The following is a 26,062-nucleotide window of genomic DNA, read 5'->3' as shown; positions in this document are numbered from 1 at the left end:
AGGCCTTCCTGGCGACATCACCGTGGGGCCAGGTCACGGCCGCTGGCCCGGAGCGGTCGTGGCAGAGGCTCGCTAGCCACGCCCCGAACGCTGACGGCCTAGCAGCAGGCTGGCCACGGCGACCAGCACTACGGCAGCGATCATCAGCGTCGCAATGGCATTGATCTCCGGCGAGACGCCCTTGCGGATCGCCCCCCAGATATAGATCGGCAGCGTCGCGCTCTCGGGGCCTGCGGTGAAGAAGCTGATCACGAAATCATCCAGCGACAGCGTGAATGACAGAAAGGCCCCTGAGATCAACGCGGGCCTCAGGGTCGGCACCAGAAAATGGCGGGCCCGTTGCCAGGGCGAGGCATAGAGGTCCTTGGCCGCCTCAAACAGGCTCGGGTCGAGCCCCACCAGCCGCGAATAGACGATCAGCGCCACGAAGGGAATCTGGAAGGAAACATGGGCGATGACCATGGTGCCAAGCCCCGGTGACAGCCAGCCGGTCAGGCGCTCCACCTGCACGAAAAAGGCCATTTCGGCGATGCCGAAGACGATATCCGGCAGCACCAGGGGCAGATAGATCAGCACCACCAGCCAGCCCAGCCGCCGCCAGCGATGGTGGAACATGCCATAGCCGATCAGGGTGCCGAGCAGCAGTGCAATCAGTGAAGAAACCACCGCCAGCAGCAGGCTATTGCCAAGCGCAGTGAGCAGCGCCTCATTGCCCATCAGCCGGTGATACCAGCGCAGCGAGACGCCGGTAAAGTGGGCGGCACTGTTGGAGGCGTTGAAGGAGTAGAGCACCACCACCGCCAGTGGCAGATAGAGAAACACCAGCGTCAACCACCAGAAGACGCGCAAGCCTCGATGCAGTCCACGACGGGTCATATCACCACCTCATCGCCACCGCCCAGGCGCCTGCCCAGCCGTCTCATCACATAGAGCCCGGCAAAGGTCGCCAACAGCATCAGGATCGCGCCGGCAGCCCCCAGCGGCCAGTTGGCGCCACCGGCAAACTGCCGCGCCACCAGGTTGCCAAGCAGCATGTGCTTGCCACCGCCCAGCAGCTCAGAGACCACATACATGCCGAAGGCGGGAATCGCCACCAGCACACCGCCGGCCAGCAGCCCCGGCAGGGTCTGGGGAAAAACCGCATGTCGAAAGGTCCACAGCGGCGAGGCATAGAGGTCCTGAGCCGCCTCCACCTGAGAGGTATCGAGCTTCTCGAAGGCGGCATAGAGCGGCAGCACCATGAACGGCAGGAAGTTATAGACAAGCCCTAGGGTCACCGCGACATTGGACGGATAAAGCCCCATGTTGGGCGGTATCAGGCTCAGCGACTCGGCAAGACCCGCCAGGGGCGTACCAGGCGCCAGCAGGTTCATCCAGCCAAAGGTGCGAATCACCTGATTGGTCCAGGACGGCACCACCAGCGCCAGTAGCATCACCGGCCGCCAGCGCGCATTGGCAGTGCTGATGTGGTAGGCCAGCGGATAGCTGATCGCCACTACCAGAAGGGTCGCGACCAGAGTCTGCGCGAGCGAACGCAGCAGGGTGTAGAGATTGGCCGGGCTCCAGCCCAGGATGCCATAGCCGGCCAGCCGCTCGAAGGCATCCAGCGTCAGCGGCATCTGGGGCTGACCATAGGGCCCGTTGGTCATGAAGGCCACCCCCATCAGGTAGATGCCGGGCAGCACCAGAAAGATCAGCAGCCAGAGCGCCCCCGGTGCCACGGTGAGCAGCAGATGGCGGGTATCGCCAAGGGCCCTGCGCGCGCCGGGAGCGTGCGAAACGCCGGCCCCGCTCATGTGCCCTCCTCGCCAGTCAGCGTCACCAGGTCCTCGGCCGCTACCGATACGCAGACGCGATCTCCTACGCCAGGCAACTGCCGCCCCCGGTTATTGACCATCGCCTGCAGCTCGGTATCGCCCACTGCCAGGCGGTATTCGGCGTGGCTGCCCCGGTACAGGCAGTCGGTGACGCGTGCCGGCAGGCAGTTGGCGCCGGCCTGGCCCGATGGCAGCAAATCCACCGTCTCGGGGCGGATCAGCAGCAGCGAGTCCGCATCCGGGGTCTCTGGTGGCTCGGACGCCGGCGCCTCGACCGTTAGCGCCCCCAGGCCGGTGTTGAGCTGCACTCCGTCACGCGAAAGGATCGGGAAGAGGTTGTCATGGCCCATGAAGCGAGCCACGAAGGCGTTCGCCGGCCGCTCATAGACCTCGCGGGGCGAACCGACCTGCTGGATGCAGCCACCGTCGAGCACGGCGATGCGATCCGACATCACCATGGCTTCCTGCTGATCGTGGGTGACGAAGAGAAAGGTCATGCCCAGGCGCTCCTGGACGCGCTTTAGCTCGACCTGGAGCTGACCGCGAAGCCCGGCATCCAGCGCTGACAGCGGCTCATCGAGCAGCAGCACATCCGGCTCACAGACCAGCGCCCGGGCCAGGGCGATACGCTGACGCTGGCCGCCAGAGAGCTGGTCCACTCTGCGCTCGATAAGCTCGCCAAGCTGGATGAAGCGGGCAATCTTGGCAACCCGCGACTCCCGCTCGGGCTTGGCCACCCCCTGCATGCGCAGCCCAAAGGCCAGGTTTTCGCGCACCGACAGGTGCGGAAAAAGCGCATAGGACTGGAAAACGGTGTTGACGCTGCGCCGGTGAGCCGGCACCTGGGTGATATCGCGCCCGCCAAGGGTCAGACGGCCGGCATCCGGCGACTCGAGCCCGGCAAGAATGCGCAATAGCGTCGTCTTGCCGCAGCCCGATGGCCCGAGCAGGGTGAAGAACTCCCCCTCGCGGATCGTGAGATCGACGCCGTCCAGCGCCACGGAGTCGGGGCCGAAGCGCTTATGCAGGCCCTCGAGGGCGATCGCCGCAGCGCGGCGCGGCGTCGGGCCTTTGTCAGTCAGGCCCTGGCGGGGCGGGGCGCTCGCCGTGCTGGTTTCGCTCATCGCTCTCCTCGTCTTGTCGCATGCCGGCCTTCGCCGACCGGATCATGGCCGGTCGCGCAGTCTATAGAACTGTGCCGTTGGGACCAATAGGGACAGGCGCCTTGCCGCTGTTACGCCATATTTTACTCACGTTGGTGTGAGTAAAGTTGGATTTTTCGTACGTGCCAGCCGCGCCATGCTGTGGACATACCCCCCAGCGCCTGACCAGGAGGCTCCATGCTGCATTCTGACGTTGAGACCGACCCCACCAGCACCTCGGCTCCCGATACCCTGTCGTCCGCCTTCTGGATGCCCTATACCGCCAACCGCGATTTCCGCAACCATCCGCGGATGGTGACCGGCGCCGAAGGACGCTACTTCATCGATGCCAAGGGTCGCCGGCTGTTCGACTCCCTCTCCGGCCTGTGGACCTGCGGCGCCGGCCATAACCGCGCCGAGATAAAGGACGCAGTGTCGCACCAGCTGGGCAGCCTCGACTTCGCCCCCGGCTTTCAGGTCGGCCATCCGCTGGCCTTTGCGCTTGCCGACAAGGTCGCCGAGCTGACGCCAGCCGGCCTCGATCATGTGTTCTTCACCAACTCGGGCTCCGAGGCCGCCGACACCTCGGTGAAGATGGCCAAGGCCTACTGGCGCCTCAAGGGGCGCCCCGAGAAGACGCGGCTGATCGGTCGCGCCAAGGGCTATCATGGCGTCAACATCGGCGGTACCAGCCTTGGGGGTATCGGCGCCAATCGCAAGCACTACGGCCCGCTTCTCGACGTCAGTCACCTGCCGCACACCCTGCAACAGAGTCTGGCCTTCACTCGCGGCCAGGCTGAGACCGGCTGGGAACTGGCCAACGCCCTGCTCGACCAGATCGCCCTGCACGACGCCTCGACCATCGCCGCGGTGATCGTCGAGCCGATGTCCGGCTCCGGCGGTGTCATCGTACCGCCCAAGGGCTATCTGGAGCGACTGCGGGCGATCTGCGACGCTCATGACATCCTGCTGATCTTCGACGAGGTGATCACTGCCTTCGGCCGCTGCGGCGCACGCACCGGCGCCGAGGCCTTTGGCGTCACGCCAGACATCATGAACGTGGCCAAGCAGCTGACCAACGGCGCGGTGCCGATGGGCGCGGTGATCGCCTCCCAAGAGGTCTTCTCGGCCTTCATGGACGGCACCGCACCGGCCCACGCCATCGAGTTCCCCCACGGCTACACCTACAGCGGCCACCCGGTGGCCTGCGCTGCGGGCCTGGCGGCGCTTGCGCTGTTCGAGCGCGAGGACTTCCCGGCCCAGGTGCGCACCATCGCCCCGGCCTTCGAGAACAAGCTGCATGCCCTGCGCGGCCGGCGTCACGTGGTCGACATCCGCAACTATGGCCTGGCCGGCGCCATCCAGCTCGCCCCGAGGGATGGCGACCCGACGATCCGCCCACGGGATGCCCATCTGGCGCTATGGGAAGCGGGCTTCTATGTCCGCTTCGGCGGCGACACCCTGCAGTTCGGCCCTCCGTTCTCGACCACCGAGGACGAGCTCGAGCGGCTCTTCGACGCCGTGGCGACTACTCTGGACACCCTGGACTGAGCGCCCTTTATTCTTTGTGCTCTTTGCCCTCTGCCCTCTGCCCTTTCTTCAGGAGCTCTCATGCAACAGATCGCCCACTTCATCAACGGCCAGTCGCAGTTGAGCGAGGCCACGCTGCCCGTCACCAACCCGGCCACCGGCCAGGTTATCCGCCAGGTCGCCAAGGCCGATGCCGCCACCGTCGAGCGCGCCATCGCGGCGGCCCGGGAGGCCTTCCCGGCCTGGCGGGACACTCCGCCGGCCAAGCGCGCCCAGGTCATGTACCGCTTCAAGCAGCTGCTCGAGGAGCACGCCGAACGCCTCGTCCAGCTGATCAGCGAGGAGCACGGCAAGACCGTCGAGGACGCCATGGGCGAGCTCCGGCGCGGCATCGAGAACGTCGAGTACGCCTGTGGCGTGCCGGAGCTGCTCAAGGGGGAGTACTCCCATAACGCCGGCCCGGGCATCGATGCCTGGTCAAACTTCCAGCCGCTCGGCGTGGTGGCGGGCATCACGCCCTTCAACTTCCCGGCCATGGTGCCGCTGTGGATGTACCCGATGGCGATCGCCTGCGGCAACACCTTCATCCTCAAGCCCTCGGAGAAGGATCCTTCCTCGGTGCTGGCGATCGCCGAACTGCTCGGCGAGGCAGGGGCCCCGCCGGGGGTGCTCAACGTGCTGCAGGGCGACCGCGTGGCCGTCGAGGGTCTGCTCGATTCCCCCGAGGTCGAGGCGATCTCCTTCGTCGGCTCGACGCCCATCGCCGCGTCCCTGTACGCCCGCGGCTCGGCCGGCGGCAAGCGCGTCCAGGCGCTGGGCGGGGCCAAGAATCATGCCGTGGTGCTGCCGGATGCAGATCTCGACAATGCCGCCAATACCCTGATGGGTGCGGCCTTTGGCAGCGCCGGCGAGCGCTGCATGGCGATCTCGGTGGCCGTATGCGTGGGCGATGACAGCGCCGACCGACTGATCGAGGCCTTGGTGCCGAAGATCCAGGCGCTGAAGATCGGCCCCGGCACCCAGCGCGGCCTCGACATGGGAGCCCTGGTGACCGCCGAACACCGCGACAAGGTGATGGGCTATCTGGAAATCGGCACCAAGGAAGGAGCCCGCCTGGTTGCGGACGGCCGCAGCCTGACGGTTCCCGGCCATGAAGACGGCTACTTCCTCGGCGGCTGCCTGTTCGACCGGGTGACGCCCGAGATGCGCATCTATCAGGAGGAGATCTTCGGCCCGGCGCTGTGCGTGGTGCGGGTGGAGAGCCTCGATGAGGCCATCGCCCTGATCAACGCCCACGAGTACGGCAACGGCACCTGCCTGTTCACCGCCGACGGCGAGGCGGCCAGGCGCTTCGCCGATCGCATCCAGGTGGGCATGGTCGGCATCAACGTCCCGCTGCCGGTGCCGGTGGCCTACCACAGCTTCGGCGGCTGGAAGCGCTCACTGTTTGGTGACCTGCACGCCTATGGCCCGGACGCAGTGCGCTTCTACACCCGGCGCAAGGCGATCTCCCAGCGCTGGCCGTCAGCCTTCGAAACCACTCACGCCGAGTTTCACTTCCCCTCCGGTAGCTGATATAAGTTGTCAGGATCGGAAACGGCCGGCCCTTCGGGGCCGGCCGTTGTCGTTGAGGCCGCCGCCCCTCAGGACTGGTTGGCCAACTCGTCGAGAAAGGCTTCGAGGACCCGATGCGGGCGCCGGTCGCGGCGGGTGATGGTGACGAAAGGGGTGCTGAAGCGACAGCCTGGCAGGTCGAGTTCCCGAAGCCGCCCGGCGGCGACCCAGTGGGCGGCCAGGTGGTCCGGCAGGTAGCCGAGGTAAGCCCCGGTGAGAATCATAAAGGCCGCGCCCTCGCGATCACTGGCGGTGGCGGTGCCGGTGAGCGGGGCATGGGCCGCCCGCGCCGCTTCCGGCAACGGATAGCCGGGGATCACCGCCTCGAAGCCGGCGAGTTGCTCCGTTGTCAGATCAGCATCAGGAGCGGCGTAGAGCGGGTGAGTATCGGCGCAATAAAGCCGTGAGGCCTCATCGTAGAGCGGGCGCGCCTCGAGGCTCGCCAGCAGGTTGACCTCGGGCACCACGCCGATATGCAGCCGGGCATCGAGCACTCCCTGGGCGATGCTGTCCGGTGCTTCCATGTGGATATTCACCACCACCTCAGGTCCCTTGGCCTTGAGGGCGGCCAGGGCATGTGTGATACGCATCTGCGGCAGACTGACCAGGTTATCGGTGATGCCGATATTGAGCTCGCCGCGCAGGGTGCGGTGCAGGCCGTTGACCTCGGTGCGGAAGGTCTCCAGAGAAGCTAGCAGGGTCAGCCCGGCCCGATAGACCTGACGCCCCTCCTCGGTGAGTGCAAAGCCGCCGCGTCCGCGCTGACACAGGCGCAGGCCCAGGCGTTTTTCGAGATCGCTCATGTGCAGGCTGATCGCCGAGCGGGAGATGCCTAGCTCGCCCTCGGCGGCGGTGAAGCCTCCGCACTCGACTACCGCCTTGAACACGCGGATCAGGCGCACCTCGAAGTCGCTGACCCGCCCAAGCGGCGGCGCTGCGTGCTCGGCCATGGGTCAGTCCTGACCGCAGCGCTGCCCGCAGACCGGGCAGGCCGGATCGCGGGGCACCCGGAAGCGCCGCCATTCGCCGGTGAGGCCATCGAAGGTGGAAAGCCCTTGATGGGCGCTACCGGCACCGCTGAGCAGCTTGACCGCCTCCAAAGCCTGGAAGCTGCCGATCAGCCCGACCAGGGGTGCTACCACGCCGTTCTCGGCGCAGCGCAGCTCCTCGTCATCGACGGGTTCTCCTGGCTTGCTCGGTGGATAGAGGCAGGCATAGCAGGGGCTTTCCGGGTCGCGAGGATCGAAGACCGCAAGCTGTCCACCGAAGCGAATCGCCGCTCCGGAGACCAGCGGCCGCCCTGCCGCCTGGCAGGCGGCGTTGATGGCATAGCGCGAGGCGAAGCGATCGGTGCAGTCGAGCACCAGATCCGCTGCCTGGACGGCGATTGCCAGCGCCGCGCCGTCGAGGCGCTCGGTGACGGCGGTGATCCGGCAGTCAGGGTTGAGCGCCAGCGCGGCATCGCGAGCCGATTCGGCCTTGAGGCGGCCGATGTCCGCCTGGCCGTGGGCGACCTGGCGCTGCAGATTGGAAAGCTCGACCGCGTCATCGTCGGCCAGCGTCAAGCGGCCGACCCCCGCTGCCGCCAGGTAAAGCGCCACCGGCGAGCCCAGCCCGCCAGCGCCGATCACCAGCGCATGGCTTGCAAGGAGACGCTCCTGGCCTTCGATCTCGATCGGATCGAGCATGATCTGGCGGCTATAGCGCAGCAGCGCCTGGTCGTTCATCGTCACGTGTCTTCTGGGCCTTTTATCTCAGGTCCTGCTTGGTTCCCGGCCGACGTCAATCGGCCTGCGTCAATCGGCCTGCGTCGGCGCTCAGTGCCGAGGGCTAGGTGCTATGAGCCAAGTGCTAGGTGCTAATGCCAAGTATCGATACTAAGTGCTCAGTACTCTTCGAGCTGCTCGACATCCGGGACATGCAGGGTAAATTCTTCCTTAACCTCTTCCATGACCACATAGCTCTTCGACTCCTTGACGCCGGGCAGGGTCAGCACCACCTCGCCAAGCAGCTGGCGGTAGGCCGACATCTCGGGAATCCGGCACTTGAGGATATAGTCGAACTGCCCCGAGACCAGGTGACACTCCTGGACCTGCGGCAGCTTGCGCACGGCACGCCGGAACTCGTCGAACACCGCAGGCGACTGGCTCTCGAGACTGATCTCGACGAACACCAGCAGCTTGGCCTTCAGGGCCCTGGGGTCGAGCACTGCCTTGTAGCCGCGAATGATCCCGGAGCGCTCCAGGCGCTTGACGCGCTCCAGGCACGGCGTGGTGGATAGCCCCACCTGAGCGGCCAGGTCGACATAGGAAATGCGGGCATTGTCCTGGAGGGCACGCAGGATCTTCAGGTCGATACGGTCAAGCGAGCGGGTCTTGGCTTTCATGGTCATCCAGTGTCCAAGCTCGATACGCAGACAACGACTGACGCGTCGCCGCCGGATCGCCTGCGCATCATGGCTTCCATAGTTGTTGGAAGGGGGGATCGACGAAAACCTCAGTGATTGGTCGGGCCACATGAAGGCTTGCCAGAGAGGTTCGTCATTCTCTCCCATGTTTCCCATACAAGTACCATATCCGCTCCAGGCGGTGCGAGTCGCACCACCAACGCTCTTTTAAAGCGAGCCTATGCGGACCAGCGCCCCAGGCTGACCCGATCGCGCGCGCCCAGATCCTGAAGGGTCGTGACGTCCGAATAGCCCGCCTGCTCGAGCGCCTGACGCACCGCCGCGCCCTGCTCGAGGCCATGCTCGAGCAGCAGCCAAGCCTCCGGCTCGAGGTGAGCACGAGCCTCGCGGGCAAGCCAATAAAGGTCGGCCAGCCCCTCGTCGCCGGCCACCAGCGCCGAGCGTGGTTCGAAACGCACGTCACCCTGCGCGAGATGGGGGTCATCGTCGGCAAGGTACGGCGGGTTGGCTACCACCAGTGAAAAGCGCTCACCCTCAAGCGCTGCGAACCAGTCGCTCTCGAGGAAGCGGACCCGCGACAGCCCCAGATAAGCGGCGTTGTCTGTGGCCAAGGCGACGGCCTGCGGCGACAGGTCGACGCCGGTCACCTGCCAGCCGGGGCGCTCACTGGCGAACGCAAGCGCGATGGCGCCGCTGCCGGTACCGAGGTCCAGTAGCTTGCCGCCTTCGGCGGCGCCACGAGCGAGCGCCGCCTCGACCAGGCATTCGGTATCAGGGCGCGGAATGAGGGTGGCATCAGAGGTCTTGAGGGTCAGCCCCCAGAACTCGCGTTCACCGACCAGGTGAGCCACCGGCCTACCCTGCCCCCTCGCCGCGACGAGAGCCTCGAAGCGCGCGCGCATCAGGGGCTCGGCGTCGCGATCGCCCCAGGTGTAGAGCCAGGCACGGCTGACACCGAGCACGTGGCACAGCAGCACCTCGGCATCCAGCCTTGGGCTCGGCGAAGCTGCTGCCTTGAGACGCTGGGCGGCGCGGGCCAACAGCACGTCGAACCGCATCAGGCGTTCTCCTTTGCGCATCAGGCTTTCTTTTTGACCCATCAGGCTTCCTGCTGCAGGGCAGCGAGCTGCTCGGCCTGATACTCGTGGAGCAGGGGTTCGATGATCTCGCCAAGCTCGCCGGTCATCACCTCGTTAAGCTTGTAGAGCGTCAGGTTGATGCGGTGATCGGTGACTCGCCCCTGAGGAAAGTTATAGGTGCGAATGCGCTCGCTGCGATCCCCGGAGCCGACCAGCGAGCGACGGGTATCGGCCTGCTCGCGCTGCTGACTCTCCTGGGCGCTCTGCTTGAGCCGCGCGGCCAACAGCGACATGGCCTTGGCGCGGTTCTTGTGCTGACTGCGCTCTTCCTGACACTCGACCACCACGCCGCTGGGCAGGTGAGTGATGCGGATCGCCGAATCGGTGGTGTTGACGTGCTGGCCGCCAGCACCGCTGGAGCGGAAGGTATCGACGCGCAGGTCGTTGGTGTTGATGTCGATATCGCCGACCTGGTCGGCCTCAGGCATCACCGCCACGGTGCAGGCCGAGGTATGAATGCGCCCCTGGGATTCGGTCGCCGGCACCCGCTGCACCCGGTGTGCGCCGGATTCGAACTTGAGCCGGGCATAGACGCCCTCACCCTTGACCCGCGAGATCAGCTCCTTGTAGCCCCCCTGCTCGCCGTGGCTGGCACTGATCACCTCGACCTTCCAGCCGTGCTTTTCGGCGTAGCGGGAATACATGCGAAACAGATCACCGGCAAACAGCGCCGCCTCGTCACCGCCGGTACCGGCGCGCACCTCCAAATAGACGCTGCGGCCGTCGTCCGGGTCCTTGGGCACCAGCAGCCGCTTGAGCGCTTCCTCAAGCGACGCCAGACGCTCCTGACCTTCGGCCTGCTCGAGCTCGGCCAGCTCGCGCATCTCGGCGTCGCTGTCTTCGAGCAGGGCCTGGGCGGCCTCGACATTGCCCTCGGTGGCGCGGAATTCCTGCCAGGTAGCCACCAACTCCTCGAGTTCGGCATATTCCCGGGAATAGTCGCGGAAGCGCGGCTGGTCGGCGATGACGTCGGGCTCGGCCAGCAGGGCCGAGAGTTCCTCAAAGCGCTCGGCAAAGGTATCCAGGCGCTGACGCAGTGTGGCTTTCATGAAGGGTCCTGTTGTCTGGTGCCGGTCATCGAGGGTCCTGGGGACCGCGCTCGACGTCGAAAAGCAGCGCCTCGGCAGCCTCGATCAGATCCTGGCGTTCGGCCCCGGAGGCCTCGCGCAGGCCAAGGGTGGGGGCGTGCATGAGCTTGTTGGTCAGCTGACGAGCCAGGCGTGCAACGACCTTCTCCGGGTCGTCCCCGCGTGTCAGCTGCGCCAGCGCCTGTTCCTCGGACTCGGCGCGCATCTGCTCGCCCTGCTGCCGGTAGCGGCGAATCAAGTCACCGGCGCCGCGCACCCGGCGCTCGTGCTGCCAGCTACCTACGCCGTGCTCGATCAACACTTCAGCCTGATCGGCAGCCACCTGACGATGACGGCGGTTCTCTTCGATAACCTCTTGAAGGTCATCAACGGTATAAAGGAAGACATCATCCAGTTCGCCGACCTGCGGCTCAATGTCACGAGGCACGGCGATATCGACCATGAACACTGGCCGGTGGCGGCGCATCTTGATCGCCCGCTCGACCATGCCCTTGCCGAGAATCGGCAGCGGCGCTGCTGTGGATGAAATGACGATGTCGGCACGAGCCAGGGCATCGGGAATCTCGTTGAGGGAGATCGCCTCGCCGCCGAAGGAGTCCGCCAACTGCGCGGCCCGCTCACGGGTGCGGTTGGCCACGATCAGCGTTCGCACCCCCGCCTCCCGCAGGTGGCGGGCGACCAGCTCGATGGTTTCGCCGGCGCCGATCAACAGCGCCGTGGAGCGCTTGAGGTCATCGAAGATGCGACTGGCCATGCTCACCGCAGCGTAGGCCACCGACACCGGGTTTTCGCCGATGCCCGTCTCGGTGCGCACCTGCTTGGCTATCGCGAAGGTGTGCTGAAACAGCCGTTCGAGCTCGCCGCCCAGACCCTGGTGGCTGCGCGCCACCTGGTAGGCATCCTTGAGCTGGCCAAGGATCTGCGGCTCGCCGAGCACCATGGAGTCCAGCCCCACGGCGACCCGCATCAGGTGACGGGCCGCGTCGCCGTCCAGATAATGGTAGGCCGCAGCCGACAGCTGTTCGACGCTGAGCGCATGAAAGCGACTCAGCCATTCGAGGATCGCCGCCTCACCATCGCGTTCGATCACGCAATAGAGTTCGGTGCGATTGCAGGTCGACAGCAGCGCGGCCTCATGCACCTCGGTCAGAGCGCATAGCTCGGTCAGAGCCGCTTCCAGCTGCGCCGGGGTAAAGGCGACTTGCTCGCGCACCTCGACCGCTGCTGTCTTATGATTGATGCCAAGGGCCAAAAGCGTCATGCAATCAGAGTCTTCGCTCAAGGGGGTGGGTGCGAATCACGGCGCACGCCACGAGGCGCAGCGCGACAGCAGGGTAGCCTGTCTAACACCTATATTTACGCCTGGGGAGTGGTCGCCGGATCGTCCGAAGACAGCAATTCTATCACAGCCCACCCATGGGACACGCCCCCATGGCTTTGCCCTTGCCCGGCAAGCCGTTATGCTGAACGCTGATTCCCTTGACGAGACGATCATGCGCGCACGCCTGCTCAAGACGGCCCTCATCACGGCGACCCTCGCGCTGCTTACGGCCTGCCAGGGCATGCCGATGACCCACGATGCCAACGATCCCGGCATCGACGACCCCATGCGGGGAGCGCCGCCGGTCACTCAGGGCCTGGATGCCCAGGGCCTGGAAACCCTGCTGGTGGCAGAGCTGGCCGGTCGTCGCGGCCAGTATGAACGCGCCGCGCAGGGGTATCTTGACGCCGCCGAGCGCTATGACTCCGCAGCGCTGAGCGAGCGCGCCACCCTAGCGGCCCGTTTCAGCCAGCAGCCCGAGCTGTTCGAGACAGCCGCCCGCCGCTGGCATCAGCGCGCCCCCGACGCAGAGGCCCCGCTGCGCCTGCTGGCGAGCCTTGCCCAGCAGCGCGGTGACTGGCAAACCGCTCTGGAATCACGGCTGACACTGGTTGCACAAGGCGAGCCGGGGGAGCTTGCAAGCTTCGCCGAACAGGCGCTGACTCAGGGTGCTGACCCACAGCCACTGGCGATTCGTCTACGCCGCCACCTGCTGGTGGCCGATGGCGATACCCCCTACGCTTACGACGCCGTGCTGGCTACCGCCCTGCTCGAAGCCGCCGGTGGCGAAGCCGAGCGGGCCGACGCACGGCTTGCCGACCTGGCCCGCACTCATCCCGAGCTTCCCGCCCTGTGGCTCACCCGCGCACGCATTTCCATGCAGCGAGGTAACCCGACTGCTGCGCGTCGCGCCGCCCAGCGCGGCCTGGAGACCTCTCCCGACGATACTCGCTTCCTGCTGCTGCTGGCCCGAAGCGAGCTGGCGCTGGGTCGAGTCGACGCCGCGGAGCGCCAGACCGATCGCCTACTGGCTCAGCAGGATGAGCATCCTGAACTGCGCCTGGGGCTGGCCCGCCTGTTCCTCGAAGCCAACCAACCTGCTCCGGCCCGCCGCCTGCTGCTGCCGCTGATCGACGACGACGCCACGCCTCCGGCGGCCTTCCTGCTGCTGGGCAGCATCGCCGAGCAGCAGGGCGAGGTCGACAATGCCCTGCTCTATTACCGCCAGGTGCCAGAGGGCGATCAGTTTCTCAGTGCCCGCCTGCAGGCGGCGCGCATGTTGATCGATGCGGATCGCCTGGCCGATGCCCTGGATTTCCTGCGACTCGAGCGGCTGCGCCATGACGATCAGGCCGCCAATATCGCCTCCCTAGAGGTCGAGCTGCTTGATCAGGAGGGCGAGCGCGCCGCCGCCGATGAGGTGCTCGCCGAGGCCCGCGACCACCACCCCGACGACAACGGCCTGCTATATATGCAGGCGATGCGCAAATTCAACACCGGCGACCTGGACGGCATGGAAGCCGATCTGCGCGAGCTGATCAAGCGCCGGCCCGACAACGCCATGGCCTTGAATGCGCTGGGCTTTACCCTGGCCGATATGACCACGCGCTTCGATGAAGCCTATGAGTTGATCGAGCGGGCCCATCGCCTGGCGCCCGACAATCCGGCCATCCTCGACAGTCTTGGCTGGGTCCTGCACAAGCAGGGGGAGAATGCCCGCGCCCTGCCCCATCTAGAGCAGGCCTACGCAATGATGCCGGATCAGGAAATTGCCGCCCATCTCGCCGAGGTGCTCTGGTCCCTTGAACGCACCGCCGATGCTCGTCGCCTGGTCGAACGTGGCCTGTCACGCTTCGAGGACCGCCCCAAGCTTGATGAGCTGATACAGCGTATCCCCGCCCTGGCGCCCTGAGGGCGCCGTCGAAAGGATCGCCCCTTACCCCTGGCCGACACCCGAAACCGAGAGAGCCCGATGACCCGACGCTTCGTCCTTTTGATCGCCCTGGTCCTACTGGCCGGCTGTGCCACCCGTGGACCTGTCACCAGCGGCAGCGCCGAGCGCGGCCCCTGGCAGGATCAGGTCGCCCGCGTACAAGCCCTGACCAGTTGGACACTGGCCGGCAAGGTGGGGCTGCATACCGCCGATGAAAGCACTAGCGCCAACCTGGACTGGCGTCAGACGCCCAACTATTACCGGCTGCTGATCAGCGGGCCCTTCGGTGCCGGCCGCAGCACCCTCGAGGGCACCGCCCAGAAGGTGACGCTGACCACCAGTGAAGGCCGCGTGAGCGCCGCAAGCGCCGAGGCGCTGCTCGACCAGGAGCTGGGCTGGTCACTGCCGGTTTCATCGCTGGATCACTGGGTCCGCGGTCTGCCCGCCCCGGGCGATGCCTTTGAACGCGATACCGACGCCCTGGGCTACCCCACCCAACTGACCCAGGCCGGCTGGACCATCGACTACTCGGGCTGGATGCCGGCCAATGGGCTATGGCTGCCACGCCGCCTGAATATGCAGCGCACCGGCATCGAGGCCACCCTGATCATCAACGCCTGGCAGCCGGAGGCCAAGGGTGACTGAGACCAGAACATCAGACGCTGCCGTTAAACCTTCTCAGAACACAATCAGCTTGCCAGCACCCGCCAAGCTCAACCGCATGCTGCATATCACCGGGCGCCGCGCCGACGGCTATCATGAGCTGCAGACCCTGTTCCAGTTTCTGGATGTCGGCGACACCCTGCACTTCACTCCCCGAAACGATGACGCTATCCGTCTGACGCCGGCTCTCGCCGGCGTGGCCGCCGAGGATAACCTGGTGGTGCGCGCCGCCCGCCTGCTGCAAGCCGAGACCGGCTGTCGCCGCGGTGTCGATATTCACTTGGCCAAGCGCCTGCCAATGGGGGGAGGTCTTGGCGGCGGCAGCTCCAACGCCGCCACCACCCTGCTCGCCCTGAATCGACTATGGGCGCTCGGTCTCGATGAGGAGCGTCTGGCCACGCTGGGGCTGAGCCTTGGCGCCGATGTTCCCGTCTTCGTGCGTGGTCACGCCGCCTGGGCCGAAGGCGTCGGCGAACGCCTGACGCCGGTCACCCTGGACACCCCTCACTTCGTGGTGATTCACCCCGGCGTATCGGTCGCGACGGCGCGGGTCTTCCAGGCGCCTGAATTGACACGCGACACTGCGGCCATTAGACTTTCGCGCGCACTTGAGGGGGGCGCGTCGTGCTGGAGAAACGACTGCGAGACCACGGTTCGCAGGCTTTATCCGCAGGTCGACGAAGCCATCAGCTGGTTGGCCCAGCGGGCGCCGACCATGCTGACCGGCACTGGCGCTTGCCTGTTCGGAAGTTTGACGAACGTCGAAGAGGCCGCTAGCATAGCGCGCCAAGTCGACCCACGCTGGCACGCCTTCACGGCGCAAGGCATGAACGTCTCCCCTCTGCACAAGGCTCTGGGGTGAGGCAATCTGCCTAGATTGCCCGCACGACGGCTCTTTGTTCCCAGGCATTTCTCCCGGGAAAGAGTGTAAGCAGAGTCGACAGGCAAGGTTACTGGGGTATAGCCAAGTGGTAAGGCACCGGTTTCTGGTACCGGCATTCGCAGGTTCGAGTCCTGCTACCCCAGCCATTCCCTCCCGAGTCGACCGCCCGTCAACATCCCTCATAGAGATTCCCAAGACTCCAAAGGTGGCTGCGCGTGTCTAAATTGATGGTTTTCGCCGGGAACGCCAATCCCGAACTTGCCCGCAAGATTGCCGAAGGACTCGACAATCGCCTAGGCCACGCCACGGTAGGCCAGTTCAGCGACGGCGAAATCGCGGTCGAAATCAACGAGAACGTCCGCGGCAAGGACGTTTTCGTACTGCAGTCCACCTGCGCGCCCACCAACGACAACATCATGGAACTGGTCCTGATGATTGATGCGTTGCGTCGCGCCTCTGCCGCCCGCATCACGGCGGTGGTTCCCTACTTCGGCTACGCACGCCAGGACCGCCGCGTCCGCTCGGCCCGCGTGCCCATCTCCGCCAAGATCGTCGCCGACATGATGGTCAAGGCCGGCGTTGACCGAGTGATGACCATGGATCTGCACGCCGATCAGATTCAGGGCTTCTTCGATGTGCCCGTCGACAACGTCTACGGCTCACCGATCCTGCTCGACGATATCGAGCGCCAGAATTACGAAGACCTGGTCGTGGTCTCCCCGGACGTGGGCGGCGTGGTTCGCGCCCGGGCTATCGCCAAGCAGCTCAATGCTGATCTCGCCATCATCGACAAGCGTCGCCCCCAGGCCAACCAGGCTCAGGTAATGCATATCATCGGCGAGATCGAAAACCGCACCTGCGTGGTGGTGGACGACATGATCGATACCGCCGGCACCCTGTGCAAGGCCGGAGAGGCGCTCAAGGCGCACGGCGCACGCCGCGTGGTGGCCTACGCCACTCACCCGATCCTGTCCGGTCCGGCCGTCGACAACATCACCGGCTCGGTGCTCGACGAGGTCGTGGTGGCCGATACCATCCCGCTGTCCGAATCAGCACGCCGGAGCGGCAAGATCCGCCAGCTGTCGGTGGCCGGTCTGATCGCCGAGGCGATCCGCCGCGTCAGCAACGAAGAATCCGTCAGCGCGATGTTCCACTGACGTCCCGACAAGGGACAAACGGAACACCACGCAGGATACGCGCGCCGTCAGGCGCTCTTGGAAACGTCAACGCTTGGTCGCGGGCTTGGCGTTCTCCTCATCAAACCACTGAGGTTTCATTCAATGTCCGATTTCAATCTTAATGCCAGCGTTCGCCACGACCTGGGGAAAGGTGCGAGCCGCCGCCTGCGTCGTGCGGACCTCGCCATCCCGGCGATCATCTACGGCGGTGAGACGGCTCCCAAGTCTATCGCCATCGACAAGGCCCCGTTCTACAAGGCCATCGAAGATGAGTCCTTCTTCTCCTCCGTGATCACACTGGACGTGGAAGGTCAGAAGGAGCAGGTCGTGGTTCGTGACCTGCAGCGTCACCCCTTCAAGCCGCTGGTGACTCACGCCGACTTCCTGCGCGTCGACGCTACCCACGAGCTGACCCTGCATGTTCCGCTGCACGTGGTGGGTGAAGACACCAGCCAGGCGATCAAGGACGAGGACGGCGAGCTGCACGTGCTGGCTTCCGACGTCGAGATCAGCTGCCTGCCGAAGGATCTCCCCGAGTATCTGGAAGTGGATATCAGCAACCTCGAGCTGGGCACCACCCTGCACCTGTCCGACCTTGTCGTCCCGGCGGGCGTGACCCTGGTTGCACTGACCCACGGCGAAGATCACGACAACGCCGTACTGAGCGTGACCAAGGCCAAGGTTCGGGCCGAGGAAAGCGAAGAAGGCGAAGAAGCCGACGCACCGGCAGCGAAGCCGGCTGAAGACGAAGGCGAAACCGAGTAATCGGCGACGCCTGCGGGCATGCCGGCTAGCCGTCATGCCCGTGCTGTCTTCTGAAAATCAAGCGCTTCGGCGCTTGATTTTTTTTGCCTGTCACAAGCCCTACCTGTAGCCCCTCGAACACACGCCCCCGAACACGCGAGGACACCGGCATGAGTCAGCTGAAAGCGATTATCGGCCTTGGCAACCCGGGTGCCGACTACGATGCCACCCGGCACAATGCCGGCGCCTGGCTGATAGAGTCCCTGGCACGCGATCATCACGTCGCCCTGCGCCCAGAGCGCAAGTTCCTGGGTCTCTATTCGAAGATCACTCTGGCCGGCCAGGACCTGCACCTCTTGTACCCACAGACCTTCATGAACAAGAGCGGCGGCTCCGTGTCCGCCCTGGCCAAGTTCTTCAAGCTTGCCCCCGAAGAGCTGCTGGTCGCCCACGACGAGCTCGATATCGCCCCCGGCACTGCGCGCTATAAGCAAGGCGGTGGACACGGCGGCCATAACGGTCTGCGCGACATCATCGCCTCGCTGGGCAACGCCAAGGACTTCCACCGGCTGCGCATCGGCATCGGCCACCCTGGTGACGCCCGCCAGGTCGTCAACTATGTGCTGGGTCGTCCCGGCAAGGCAGAACGCACCGCCATCGACGCCTCCATCGACGAGATCGAACGCACTCTGCCGGATGCCGTCAGCGGTGACTGGGCGCGAGCCATGAACCGGCTGCACAGCTTCAAGGGGTGACGACACAACCGCTACTCGCGCGCTGAGGCTTGCCTGGCCGAACCGTTGCCCGCCAGTTTTTCGCTGGGCACGGCGCTGCTAGAGAAGGTCTGCCGTGTGGCGTAGAATGCCCGCCATCGTTTTTCCACCGAATTCCAGGAACACACCATGGGTTTCAACTGCGGTATCGTCGGCCTGCCCAACGTCGGCAAGTCCACCCTCTTCAATGCCCTGACCAAGTCGGGCATCGACGCCGAAAACTTCCCCTTCTGCACCATCGAGCCCAACGTTGGCATCGTGCCGATGCCGGACCCGCGCCTCGACAAGCTGGCTGAGATCGTCAAGCCCCAGAAGGTGCTGCCCACCACCATGGAGTTCGTCGATATCGCGGGCCTCGTCGCCGGTGCTTCCAAGGGTGAGGGCCTGGGCAACAAGTTCCTGGCCAACATCCGCGAAACCGACGCCATCGCTCACGTGGTGCGCTGCTTCGATAACGACAACGTCATCCACGTCGCCAACCAGGTCGATCCCGAGGCGGACATCGAGATCATTAACATGGAGCTGGCGCTTGCCGATCTCGATACCGTCGAGCGCGCCATCCAGCGCCTGGTGCGGGTCGCCAAGGGCGGCGACAAGGATGCCATCGCCACCAAGGCGATCCTTGAGCGCATCCAGCCTCACCTGGCCGAGGGCCAGCCGCTGCGCAGCTTCGGCCTCGATGCTGACGAGCAGCAGCAGCTTAAGAGCTTTGGTTTCCTGACTCTGAAGCCGACCATGTACATCGCCAACGTCAACGACGATGGCTTCGAGAACAACCCCTATCTCGACAAGGTGCGCGAGATCGCCAGCGCCGAGGGCGCTATGGTGGTGCCGGTCTGCAACCAGATCGAGGCCGAGATTGCCGAACTCGAAGACGAAGAACGCGCCATGTTCCTCGACGAGCTGGGGATGGACGAGCCCGGCCTTGATCGCGTGATTCGTGCCGGCTATGAACTGCTGGGTCTGCAGACCTACTTCACCGCCGGGGTCAAGGAAGTGCGCGCCTGGACCGTCAAGGTCGGCGCCACCGCCCCGGAAGGCGCTGGCGTGATCCACACCGACTTCCAGAAAGGCTTCATTCGCGCCGAAGTGGTCGGCTACGACGATTTCGTGTCACTGGGAGGCGAGCAGGGTGCCAAGGATGCCGGCAAGTGGCGCCTGGAAGGCAAGGAGTACATCCTCAAAGACGGCGACGTGGTGCACTTCCGCTTCAACGTCTAGGCCCTGAGAGCCGAAGACCTGATCGGCATGCCCCGGCGCAGAGGTTTTGACTCAAAGCGATGAAAAAAGCCGATGTATCATGCTCTTATGGTTGACGAATCATAGCCTCTTGAGTAACATTCATCGCCGTTGGCTACATAGCTCAGCTGGTTAGAGCACATCACTCATAATGATGGGGTCCCCTGTTCGAATCAGGGTGTAGCCACCAGAACTCGTAAAAACGCCCGAACGGCTAGCCGTTCGGGCGTTTTTTTTGACCCGTTCAGGCATACGTGACATCAATAGAGCTCAGCCCGACATGCCCGCCTGCTCCAGGCTTGGGCTGGCGCGCGAGTCGATTCAAAGGATTGTGACGATGTGGATTCCGCTGGCCTTCGTGCTGCTCTTCTCGACCGGTTTCATCTGTGCCCGACTGGGCACCATGGATGCCGAGCCCTTTACCCTACTCTTGGTGCGCAGCCTGCTGGTGCTCCCGGTACTGGGCGTCATCCTGTGGGTACGCCGGTTGCCAGGCCAATGGGGCAGCCGTGCACAGCGAGGCTGCCAAATGGGCGTGGGCATGCTGCTGCACGGCGCCTACCTGGGCGGCGTCTTCGCCGCGGTCAAATCCGGGCTACCCGCCGGGCTCACGGCACTGCTGGTCAGCCTGCACCCACTGGCCACGGCGGCCCTGTCGTTGCCGCTGCTCGGGGTGCGCCTGGGCCCCAGGCAATGGAGCGGCCTTGCATTGGGCGCGCTGGGCGCCAGCTTGGTGCTGGGAGGGGGATTGGAGGTATCTCAAGGATGGCCATTGATTGGCCTGACCTGGTGCTTGGTCGCACTGGTCGGCATCTCCAGCGCCACCCTATGGCAGAAGCGACTGAGCGGCGGCATGGGAATGGTCGAGGGGTTGATCTTTCAGTATCTGGGGGCGGCGCTGGTGTTCAGCATCGCCGCCACTTGGGTCGGCAGTTTCACCTTCGACCCCACCCCTCGCCTGCTGCTGACACTTGCCTGGCTGGTCGGGGCGATCTCGGTGGGTGCCATCTGGCTACTGATGATGATGATCGCCCGCGGCGAAGCGCACCAGGTCGCCCGCACCTTCTTCCTCGTCCCGCCCTGCGCGGCGGTAATGGCCTGGCTGCTGTTCGACGAGCAGTGGACGGCCCCCATGATAATCGGCGCTGCCCTGGTGGTGGCGGGGCTGGCCCTCGACCGTCCGGGGACTAATCAAGCCAGCGCTGCCCGAGCCGGCGCGGCTCAGCCCCGCACCACCCAACCCGAGCCGACTCAAGGCGATGCCCCCGCCTCCGAGCAAGCAGGCAAAGAGAATGCCCGGCCCCGCACTCGCACTGACTAAGGCCGGGACCGGGGCCGGGACCGGGCGACCCAGCTCGCGATCAAACGAGCTCAGCGCGATTCAGATAAGCGGTCAGCACACGAATCAACCGCTCGGCGTCCTCGCTGCCGGCGGTCTCGCGGATTGAATGCATGCCCCACTGGGCGACGCCCACGTCAAGCGTCGGCACACCGAGTTCGGTGGCGGTGATCGGCCCGATGGTACTGCCACACCCCATGTCGGCGCGGGTGACGAAGGTCTGCACCGGCACCTCGGCCTCGCGGCATAGGTCATGAAACAGCGCCGAGGTGGCACTGTTGGTCGCATAGCGCTGGCTGGCGTTGACCTTGATCACCGGGCCGCCGTTGATAGCGGGACCATGGCCGGCGTCATGTTTGTCCTTGAAATTCGGATGCAGCGCATGGGCATTGTCGCAGGAGATCATTCTGGATGCCTGGATCAGGCGAATAAAGCCCTCGTCGCCGGCCTCGCCAAGCTGAGCATTGACGCGACGCAACACATCACCGAGGAAGGGCCCCTGGGCACCGGAAGCGCTGGCGCTACCGACCTCTTCATGGTCGTTGGCCACCAGCAATGCGCCCTGCTCACCGTTGCAATCAAGCAATGCTTCCATGCCGATGAAACAGGACAGCAGGTTATCAAGGCGAGCGCTGGCGATAAGCTCGCCTCGAGCGCCCACTCGCGCCGGGGGCTGGGTGTCGTAGAGCGCCAGTTCGAAGTCCAGCGGCTCGGCGCCCTGAATGCCATGCTGCGCGTCAAGCCAGCCCCTCAGCAGGTCGTTGAAGTCATCGCTGTCTCCGCCTTGCAACAAAACCGCCGCCATCTCGGTCTGAGGGTTGATGGAACGGTTGCTGTTGGCCTCACGATCGAGATGAATCGCCAGACTCGGCACCGTTGCCACCGGCCAGTCGACGTTGAGCAGCACGCCTTCGATGCGCCCATCGGGGCGGCGCAGGTGGACGCGGCCGGCAAGCCCCAGATCGCGATCGAACCAGGGTGCCAGCAGCGCCCCGCCATAGACCTGCACGCCGAGCTGCAGCCAGCCGGCGCTGCGCTGAGCGGCATGGGGCTTCAAATGCAGCCCCGGGCTATCGGTGTGGGCCCCGATCATGCGCAGCGCATCGAGTCGACCCTTAGGCAGCTGCACCGCAATAATCGAAGCGTCGTTGCGGGTCACGTAGATCCGCTCACCGGCAGCGAGCGTCCAGGGTTGTGTCTCATCCAGGCGACGATAGCCGGCAGCTTCTAGGCGTTCAGCCATGTTGGCAACCGCGTGCCAGGGCGTTGGCGAGTGCTCGAGAAAGTCGAGCAGGCGATCCACGGGGGAGGCGTGATGCATGTTCATCCTCTTGGAGGGTCTGTGTCTGGCGACACAGGCTGCTACAATGCCCTCTCGGCTGTCGAGAGGCGGGTGACGAGCCAGGCTCAGCTAGGGACGAAGTGTACATGAAACCGGGAGTGCTTCATTGATGAGACGGATTGCAGCCATTTGGCGGATAGGCGCCATCACCCTGATGCTGATGACGCTGAGCGCCATGGCGATGGCCCAGCCGCACCCCAGCGAGGCGCAGCAGCAGGTGGCGCCAGAAATCGCCGACTCTCTTCGCTACGGCCACTACGCGGATGTCAGCCTGACCGACAGCTGGTCGCAGCGTGTCTTCCAGCGCTACCTGGATATTCTCGACCCGCAGCGAGCCTACCTGCTCAAGCGCGACGTCAATGAATTCCGCGACAGTCTAAGCGATCGCATCGACGACGTGCTTTACGACGGCGACCTGGAGCCTGCCTTCGCACTCTACGAGCGCTATCAGGAACGCCTCGAGGCACGTCTCGAGTGGATCCTGGCCAAGCTCGATGACGGCCTCGACTACCGCTACGATACCGACCAGCGGCTGGCACTGGATCGCAAGGATGCGCCCTGGGCCGAGAAACAAGACGCCCTCGACCAACTGTGGAACAAGCGCCTCAAGAACTCGGCCCTGACCATGATGCTCAGCGGTCAGGAAGAAGCCGAGGTAGAAAAAACGCTGCGTGATCGCTTTGAAGGCCAGCTGAACCGCATACGCCAGACCAATTCCGAAGATATCTTCGGCCTGTTCATGGCGTCCGTTACCGGCACCATCGACCCCCATACCGAATACCTGTCACCGCGTCAGGGCGAATCCTTCGATATCCAGATGCGTCTGTCCCTCGAGGGTATCGGCGCCCTTTTGCAGGCCGATGGCGAATACGTCAAGGTCTCGAGCCTGGTGGCGGGTGGCCCCGCCGAGAAGGCCGGCGTGCTCCAGCCCGCCGACCGCATCGTCGCCGTCGGCCAGGGCGATGACGGCGAGATGACTAACGTGGTCGGCATGCGCCTCGATGACGTGGTTGATCTGATTCGCGGCCCCAAGGGGTCCAAGGTGCTGCTGGACGTGGTGCCCGCCCAGTCGGTGGACACGACGCGCTCGCATATCGTCGAAATCGTGCGTGACACCGTCAACCTTGAGGACCAGGCGGCGAGCAGCGAGGTCATCGAGGTCAAACGCGAAGACGGTACTCACCGCATCGGTGTGATCGACGTTCCCACCTTCTACGTCGACTTCGACGCCTGGCAGGCCGGCGAAGAAGATTACCGCAGCACCACCCGCGACGTGGCCAAGGAGATTCGTTCCCTCAAGGCACAGAACGTCGAGGGTATCGTACTCGACCTGCGCGATAACGGTGGCGGCGCCCTGCAGGAAGCCAATTCACTGATCGGCCTGTTCATCGACCGTGGTCCCACCGTGCAGGTACGCGACGCCAGCGGTCGCATCAGCCTGTATGGCGACACCGACAGTGGCGTTCTCTATGACGGCCCGCTGACGGTGCTGGTCAACCGCCTGTCGGCCTCCGCATCCGAGATCCTGGCCGGTGCCATTCAGGACTATGGCCGTGGCCTGATAGTGGGCAGCCGGACCTTCGGCAAGGGCACCGTGCAGACCCTCAATGAACTCAGCCACGGCGAGGTCAAGCTGACGCGAGCCAAGTTCTATCGTATCTCCGGGGAAAGCACCCAGCACCGCGGCGTCGAGCCCGATATTACGTTCCCGAGCCTGATCGATCCGGAAGTGATCGGTGAGAGCAGCCTCGACAACGCCCTGCCCTGGGACACCGTGCGTGCAGTACAGTACCGCCTCTACGGGACTCCGTGGCGTCATTTTGAAGCCCTGGCCGCGTCACATCGCGAGCGCATCGCCACGCACCCCAACTTCGTCTATCTGGAAAAACAGGCCGAGCTTTCCCGCCAGCTGCGCGATCAGCTCACCAGTGTCAGCCTGAATCGCGAGCAGCGTCAGCGCGAAATGCAGGCCCAGGAAGCCGAGCAGCTGTCGCTTGAGAATCAGCGCCGTCGCGCGCTGGGACTCGAGGAGCTCGAAGACTGGAGCGACGCGCGTGGCGCCGCCGATGAATCAGCGTCTGCTGAGCCATTGAACAGCGGGGAGCCCGCCCCCATCGACCGGGCCCAGCTCATCGAGAGTGCCGAGATCCTGCTCGACTACGCGCATCTAAGCGAGGACGACAGCAAGGATGGGCGCCAGCTCAGCAGCATGGAGTAACCTCTCCCTTAACGAAGGGCGCACCCAGCGGGGGCGCCCTTTTTCATCACTCTCCCTCAACGCTCGCCCTTCCCGCTTCTTTCTGCCCTCACAGCTTCCCTGTCGCATTGCCCTGAGTCCGGGGGCAGCCCCCTTCCTGTCTATTCAGACTGCTTAGAGCACTCACTAGAACTCAATGTGACGCCAGGCCTCACCTCACCCGTGTCCCCGCACTGGGCCTAGAGAGACTCAATCATCAACCGACGGTTCTTTCAGGGCATGTAGCAGCGGGAAGACAAGGGGTAACTGACAGCCCTGACCATCAGGGGGCCTCGATAAGCGACACCCGACTCCTGCGCTTGCGGGGATCATCGCGCAGCCGTAACGGATGTCAGAAGGGATAACGCTAGGGACGGGGGGGAGCTTGCAGCGGGTCGCCGAAACAGGCATCAGCTATCGGGAGCCATTCGCGCCCTGAGACGACTCACGGCCTGGCTGTGCAGCTGGCAGACACGGGATTCGGTCACGCCGAGCACTGCACCGATTTCCTTGAGGTTCAGTTCTTCCTGATAGTAGAGCGCCATCAGCTGCTTTTCGCGCTCTGGCAAGGCACTGATGGCCTCTACCAGCTGTTCGCGCTGCTGGCCATCCACCAGTGCCGCAAAAGGAGACTGCGGCCCGCCTGCTCCGGCCTGGGGTTCGCCGCTTTCGGCTACCAGCTCCTCGAACGGCAACAGGTGGCCGTTATTGGTATCGCTCAACAACTGGCGATAGACATCCATCGGCATGTCGAGATCGGCGGCAATTTCCCGCTCCTCCGGCGGCCTGCCCAACTGCTGTTCGAGACGACGCACGCTGGCATCCACGCTGCGGGCATTGCGCCTTACGCTGCGTGGCATCCAGTCCCGGGTTCTCAGCTCGTCGATCATGGCGCCGCGAATGCGCTGGCTGGCGAAGGTGGTAAAGCTGGCCCCTGCCTTGGCGTCAAAGCGTCCGAGGGCGTCCAGCAACCCCACCATACCCGCCTGAATCAGATCATCCAGCTCGACCGCTGCCGGTAGCTTGACCTGCAGCGACAGTGCCTGACGCCGGACCACGGGCAGGTACTGCTCGAGCATTGCATTTTGATCGATCTTGCCCTGTGCCGTGTACATCCTGTTGCCTCAAGGACCGACATGGAGCCGGAAAGCGTGGTTAGGACGACGCTCCGTAAAACCGGAGTTCGATGACTCTATTATTCAGCCTGTGCCGCTTGGCAGAAGGGTGAAATAGCCCCTAATGATGGCGGTTATTTCGCTGATGAAGCGCCTGGGCTTCGATAATTGACGATGACCTGCAAACTTTCGGCCTTGACCGCTCGCCGCTGGCCGTTCGGAAGCTGAAAGCGAAAATGCAATGGCCGTCCAGCCTGCCAGGACATGGGGGCGGAACGACGCCCCCGGGACGAGGTCAATGACAGGCACTCGCTGCCCTGACATAGCCATGCACGGAGCGCCTGGCCGGGCGGCAGGCGAAATCGCCAACTGACCTCGCTGACCTGTCGTCCTGCCAGTCGTGAAGAGTGAGCCGGTGAGAGAGCCTCAGAACTTGCCACTCGCCCCGGCACGGCCACGGTCACCGAAGGGGCATTGGCCACCCAACTGCCCGCGGCCAGACACGCTGGTACCATTCCCAGCATCATCGCGACGCAGACTAACCGGATTGCCCAGTACC

23 protein-coding genes and 2 tRNA genes are annotated in these 26,062 nt (G+C 64.7%); 13 read left to right on the top strand and 12 right to left on the bottom strand.

The annotated features are described in order from the left end of the window. Positions 1–72: 72 nt before the first annotated feature. Genes Q2K57_RS12390 through Q2K57_RS12380 form a run of 3 tightly spaced genes read right to left on the bottom strand, consistent with a single transcriptional unit; the run spans position 73 to position 2,941 of the window. Complete coding sequence (locus tag Q2K57_RS12390) at positions 73–876, bottom strand: ABC transporter permease (protein ID WP_304525253.1); 804 nt, start codon at positions 874–876, stop codon at positions 73–75. Then, complete coding sequence (locus Q2K57_RS12385) at positions 873–1,796, bottom strand: ABC transporter permease (protein ID WP_112053395.1); 924 nt, start codon at positions 1,794–1,796, stop codon at positions 873–875. The genes Q2K57_RS12390 and Q2K57_RS12385 overlap by 4 nt, the downstream gene beginning before the upstream one ends. Then, positions 1,793–2,941, bottom strand: coding sequence for an ABC transporter ATP-binding protein (locus Q2K57_RS12380; RefSeq protein ID WP_304525252.1), 1,149 nt, complete (start codon positions 2,939–2,941; stop codon positions 1,793–1,795). Before Q2K57_RS12380 ends, Q2K57_RS12385 begins: the two co-directional genes overlap by 4 nt. A 216-nt stretch (positions 2,942–3,157) precedes the next feature. On the opposite strand from Q2K57_RS12380, the gene Q2K57_RS12375 reads away from it, so the two are divergent. Both Q2K57_RS12375 and Q2K57_RS12370 read left to right on the top strand, forming a co-directional pair. Continuing rightward, on the top strand, positions 3,158–4,510 hold the full coding sequence (locus Q2K57_RS12375) for an aspartate aminotransferase family protein (protein ID WP_369700264.1): 1,353 nt from the start codon (positions 3,158–3,160) through the stop codon (positions 4,508–4,510). Positions 4,511–4,570: 60 nt separating this feature from the next. Continuing rightward, entirely contained in the window at positions 4,571–6,064 is a 1,494-nt protein-coding gene (locus tag Q2K57_RS12370; RefSeq protein ID WP_304525251.1) for a CoA-acylating methylmalonate-semialdehyde dehydrogenase, read from the top strand. A gap of 68 nt (positions 6,065–6,132) precedes the next feature. On the opposite strand, the gene Q2K57_RS12365 is transcribed toward Q2K57_RS12370, so the two are convergent. The 6 genes from Q2K57_RS12365 to hemA all read right to left on the bottom strand — a co-directional run bounded on the left by Q2K57_RS12365 (position 6,133) and on the right by hemA (position 11,998). After that, entirely contained in the window at positions 6,133–7,053 is a 921-nt protein-coding gene (locus Q2K57_RS12365; protein WP_304525250.1) for a LysR family transcriptional regulator, read from the bottom strand. A gap of 3 nt (positions 7,054–7,056) precedes the next feature. After that, positions 7,057–7,830 carry a HesA/MoeB/ThiF family protein gene (locus tag Q2K57_RS12360; RefSeq protein ID WP_304525249.1) on the bottom strand — a complete coding sequence of 258 codons (774 nt, stop codon included), beginning with the start codon at positions 7,828–7,830 and terminating at the stop codon, positions 7,057–7,059. Between the two features lie 158 nt (positions 7,831–7,988). Then, positions 7,989–8,489 carry an Lrp/AsnC ligand binding domain-containing protein gene (locus Q2K57_RS12355; protein ID WP_112053401.1) on the bottom strand — a complete coding sequence of 167 codons (501 nt, stop codon included), beginning with the start codon at positions 8,487–8,489 and terminating at the stop codon, positions 7,989–7,991. 239 nt (positions 8,490–8,728) lie between these two features. Further along, complete coding sequence (gene prmC / locus Q2K57_RS12350; protein ID WP_304526694.1) at positions 8,729–9,568, bottom strand: peptide chain release factor N(5)-glutamine methyltransferase; 840 nt, start codon at positions 9,566–9,568, stop codon at positions 8,729–8,731. 41 nt (positions 9,569–9,609) lie between these two features. Further along, the gene (gene prfA / locus Q2K57_RS12345; protein WP_304525248.1) at positions 9,610–10,698 is read right to left on the bottom strand and encodes a peptide chain release factor 1; all 1,089 of its coding nucleotides are present in this window, start codon (positions 10,696–10,698) and stop codon (positions 9,610–9,612) included. Between the two features lie 25 nt (positions 10,699–10,723). Next, a complete protein-coding gene (hemA, locus tag Q2K57_RS12340; protein WP_112053403.1) occupies positions 10,724–11,998 on the bottom strand; it encodes a glutamyl-tRNA reductase in 1,275 nt (424 codons plus the stop codon). A gap of 232 nt (positions 11,999–12,230) precedes the next feature. Between hemA and Q2K57_RS12335 the strand changes: the two genes are divergently transcribed. The 10 genes from Q2K57_RS12335 (at position 12,231) to Q2K57_RS12290 (ending at position 20,792) form a co-directional block, all read left to right on the top strand. Beyond that, complete coding sequence (locus Q2K57_RS12335) at positions 12,231–13,970, top strand: tetratricopeptide repeat protein (RefSeq protein ID WP_304525247.1); 1,740 nt, start codon at positions 12,231–12,233, stop codon at positions 13,968–13,970. Between the two features lie 60 nt (positions 13,971–14,030). After that, positions 14,031–14,636, top strand: coding sequence for a lipoprotein insertase outer membrane protein LolB (lolB, locus tag Q2K57_RS12330; RefSeq protein WP_112053404.1), 606 nt, complete (start codon positions 14,031–14,033; stop codon positions 14,634–14,636). A 76-nt stretch (positions 14,637–14,712) separates the two neighbouring features. Then, the gene (ispE, locus tag Q2K57_RS12325) at positions 14,713–15,516 is read left to right on the top strand and encodes a 4-(cytidine 5'-diphospho)-2-C-methyl-D-erythritol kinase (RefSeq protein WP_304526693.1); all 804 of its coding nucleotides are present in this window, start codon (positions 14,713–14,715) and stop codon (positions 15,514–15,516) included. 92 nt (positions 15,517–15,608) lie between these two features. Then, positions 15,609–15,683 (top strand) — tRNA-Gln (locus Q2K57_RS12320). Positions 15,684–15,752: 69 nt separating this feature from the next. Beyond that, positions 15,753–16,694 (top strand): ribose-phosphate pyrophosphokinase, encoded by a 942-nt coding sequence (locus Q2K57_RS12315; protein ID WP_181463005.1) that lies wholly within the window; start codon positions 15,753–15,755, stop codon positions 16,692–16,694. A gap of 123 nt (positions 16,695–16,817) precedes the next feature. Beyond that, positions 16,818–17,480 (top strand): 50S ribosomal protein L25/general stress protein Ctc, encoded by a 663-nt coding sequence (locus Q2K57_RS12310; RefSeq protein WP_112053407.1) that lies wholly within the window; start codon positions 16,818–16,820, stop codon positions 17,478–17,480. A gap of 149 nt (positions 17,481–17,629) precedes the next feature. After that, positions 17,630–18,214 carry an aminoacyl-tRNA hydrolase gene (gene pth / locus Q2K57_RS12305; protein ID WP_112053408.1) on the top strand — a complete coding sequence of 195 codons (585 nt, stop codon included), beginning with the start codon at positions 17,630–17,632 and terminating at the stop codon, positions 18,212–18,214. A gap of 147 nt (positions 18,215–18,361) precedes the next feature. Then, complete coding sequence (ychF, locus tag Q2K57_RS12300) at positions 18,362–19,453, top strand: redox-regulated ATPase YchF (protein WP_112053409.1); 1,092 nt, start codon at positions 18,362–18,364, stop codon at positions 19,451–19,453. A gap of 131 nt (positions 19,454–19,584) precedes the next feature. After that, positions 19,585–19,661: transfer RNA gene (locus Q2K57_RS12295), tRNA-Met, on the top strand. A gap of 147 nt (positions 19,662–19,808) precedes the next feature. Further along, the gene (locus Q2K57_RS12290; protein WP_304525246.1) at positions 19,809–20,792 is read left to right on the top strand and encodes a DMT family transporter; all 984 of its coding nucleotides are present in this window, start codon (positions 19,809–19,811) and stop codon (positions 20,790–20,792) included. 40 nt (positions 20,793–20,832) lie between these two features. Here the strand turns inward: Q2K57_RS12290 and Q2K57_RS12285 are convergent, their stop codons facing one another. Next, positions 20,833–22,131: a M18 family aminopeptidase gene (locus Q2K57_RS12285; RefSeq protein ID WP_304525245.1), complete on the bottom strand. Its 1,299-nt coding sequence runs from the start codon at positions 22,129–22,131 to the stop codon at positions 20,833–20,835. A gap of 130 nt (positions 22,132–22,261) precedes the next feature. Here Q2K57_RS12285 and Q2K57_RS12280 point away from each other — a divergent pair, with 130 nt between their 5' ends. Beyond that, complete coding sequence (locus tag Q2K57_RS12280; protein ID WP_112053412.1) at positions 22,262–24,370, top strand: carboxy terminal-processing peptidase; 2,109 nt, start codon at positions 22,262–22,264, stop codon at positions 24,368–24,370. A 428-nt stretch (positions 24,371–24,798) separates the two neighbouring features. Here the strand turns inward: Q2K57_RS12280 and Q2K57_RS12275 are convergent, their stop codons facing one another. Both Q2K57_RS12275 and Q2K57_RS18365 read right to left on the bottom strand, forming a co-directional pair. Continuing rightward, positions 24,799–25,503: an RNA polymerase sigma factor FliA gene (locus Q2K57_RS12275; protein ID WP_304525244.1), complete on the bottom strand. Its 705-nt coding sequence runs from the start codon at positions 25,501–25,503 to the stop codon at positions 24,799–24,801. Between the two features lie 134 nt (positions 25,504–25,637). Further along, positions 25,638–26,018 carry a flagellar protein FlhE gene (locus tag Q2K57_RS18365; protein ID WP_369700313.1) on the bottom strand — a complete coding sequence of 127 codons (381 nt, stop codon included), beginning with the start codon at positions 26,016–26,018 and terminating at the stop codon, positions 25,638–25,640. Positions 26,019–26,062: the final 44 nt, after the last annotated feature.

This window comes from Halomonas sp. I5-271120, assembly GCF_030553075.1.
Classification (GTDB): Bacteria; Pseudomonadota; Gammaproteobacteria; order Pseudomonadales; family Halomonadaceae; genus Onishia; species Onishia taeanensis_A.
This window is presented reverse-complemented; position numbering and strand designations above follow the sequence as displayed.

What these genes read in the sequence shown, in the direction of transcription:
- Q2K57_RS12390 (WP_304525253.1), bottom strand. Translation starts at nt 876, where the DNA reads ATGACCCGTCGTGGACTGCATCGAGGCTTGCGCGTCTTCTGGTGGTTG.
- Q2K57_RS12385 (WP_112053395.1), bottom strand. Translation starts at nt 1,796, where the DNA reads ATGAGCGGGGCCGGCGTTTCGCACGCTCCCGGCGCGCGCAGGGCCCTT.
- Q2K57_RS12380 (WP_304525252.1), bottom strand. Translation starts at nt 2,941, where the DNA reads ATGAGCGAAACCAGCACGGCGAGCGCCCCGCCCCGCCAGGGCCTGACT.
- Q2K57_RS12375 (WP_369700264.1), top strand. Translation starts at nt 3,158, where the DNA reads ATGCTGCATTCTGACGTTGAGACCGACCCCACCAGCACCTCGGCTCCC.
- Q2K57_RS12370 (WP_304525251.1), top strand. Translation starts at nt 4,571, where the DNA reads ATGCAACAGATCGCCCACTTCATCAACGGCCAGTCGCAGTTGAGCGAG.
- Q2K57_RS12365 (WP_304525250.1), bottom strand. Translation starts at nt 7,053, where the DNA reads ATGGCCGAGCACGCAGCGCCGCCGCTTGGGCGGGTCAGCGACTTCGAG.
- Q2K57_RS12360 (WP_304525249.1), bottom strand. Translation starts at nt 7,830, where the DNA reads ATGAACGACCAGGCGCTGCTGCGCTATAGCCGCCAGATCATGCTCGAT.
- Q2K57_RS12355 (WP_112053401.1), bottom strand. Translation starts at nt 8,489, where the DNA reads ATGAAAGCCAAGACCCGCTCGCTTGACCGTATCGACCTGAAGATCCTG.
- prmC (WP_304526694.1), bottom strand. Translation starts at nt 9,568, where the DNA reads ATGCGGTTCGACGTGCTGTTGGCCCGCGCCGCCCAGCGTCTCAAGGCA.
- prfA (WP_304525248.1), bottom strand. Translation starts at nt 10,698, where the DNA reads ATGAAAGCCACACTGCGTCAGCGCCTGGATACCTTTGCCGAGCGCTTT.
- hemA (WP_112053403.1), bottom strand. Translation starts at nt 11,998, where the DNA reads ATGACGCTTTTGGCCCTTGGCATCAATCATAAGACAGCAGCGGTCGAG.
- Q2K57_RS12335 (WP_304525247.1), top strand. Translation starts at nt 12,231, where the DNA reads ATGCGCGCACGCCTGCTCAAGACGGCCCTCATCACGGCGACCCTCGCG.
- lolB (WP_112053404.1), top strand. Translation starts at nt 14,031, where the DNA reads ATGACCCGACGCTTCGTCCTTTTGATCGCCCTGGTCCTACTGGCCGGC.
- ispE (WP_304526693.1), top strand. Translation starts at nt 14,713, where the DNA reads ATGCTGCATATCACCGGGCGCCGCGCCGACGGCTATCATGAGCTGCAG.
- Q2K57_RS12310 (WP_112053407.1), top strand. Translation starts at nt 16,818, where the DNA reads ATGTCCGATTTCAATCTTAATGCCAGCGTTCGCCACGACCTGGGGAAA.
- pth (WP_112053408.1), top strand. Translation starts at nt 17,630, where the DNA reads ATGAGTCAGCTGAAAGCGATTATCGGCCTTGGCAACCCGGGTGCCGAC.
- ychF (WP_112053409.1), top strand. Translation starts at nt 18,362, where the DNA reads ATGGGTTTCAACTGCGGTATCGTCGGCCTGCCCAACGTCGGCAAGTCC.
- Q2K57_RS12290 (WP_304525246.1), top strand. Translation starts at nt 19,809, where the DNA reads ATGTGGATTCCGCTGGCCTTCGTGCTGCTCTTCTCGACCGGTTTCATC.
- Q2K57_RS12285 (WP_304525245.1), bottom strand. Translation starts at nt 22,131, where the DNA reads ATGCATCACGCCTCCCCCGTGGATCGCCTGCTCGACTTTCTCGAGCAC.
- Q2K57_RS12280 (WP_112053412.1), top strand. Translation starts at nt 22,262, where the DNA reads ATGAGACGGATTGCAGCCATTTGGCGGATAGGCGCCATCACCCTGATG.
- Q2K57_RS12275 (WP_304525244.1), bottom strand. Translation starts at nt 25,503, where the DNA reads ATGTACACGGCACAGGGCAAGATCGATCAAAATGCAATGCTCGAGCAG.
- Q2K57_RS18365 (WP_369700313.1), bottom strand. Translation starts at nt 26,018, where the DNA reads ATGGTACCAGCGTGTCTGGCCGCGGGCAGTTGGGTGGCCAATGCCCCT.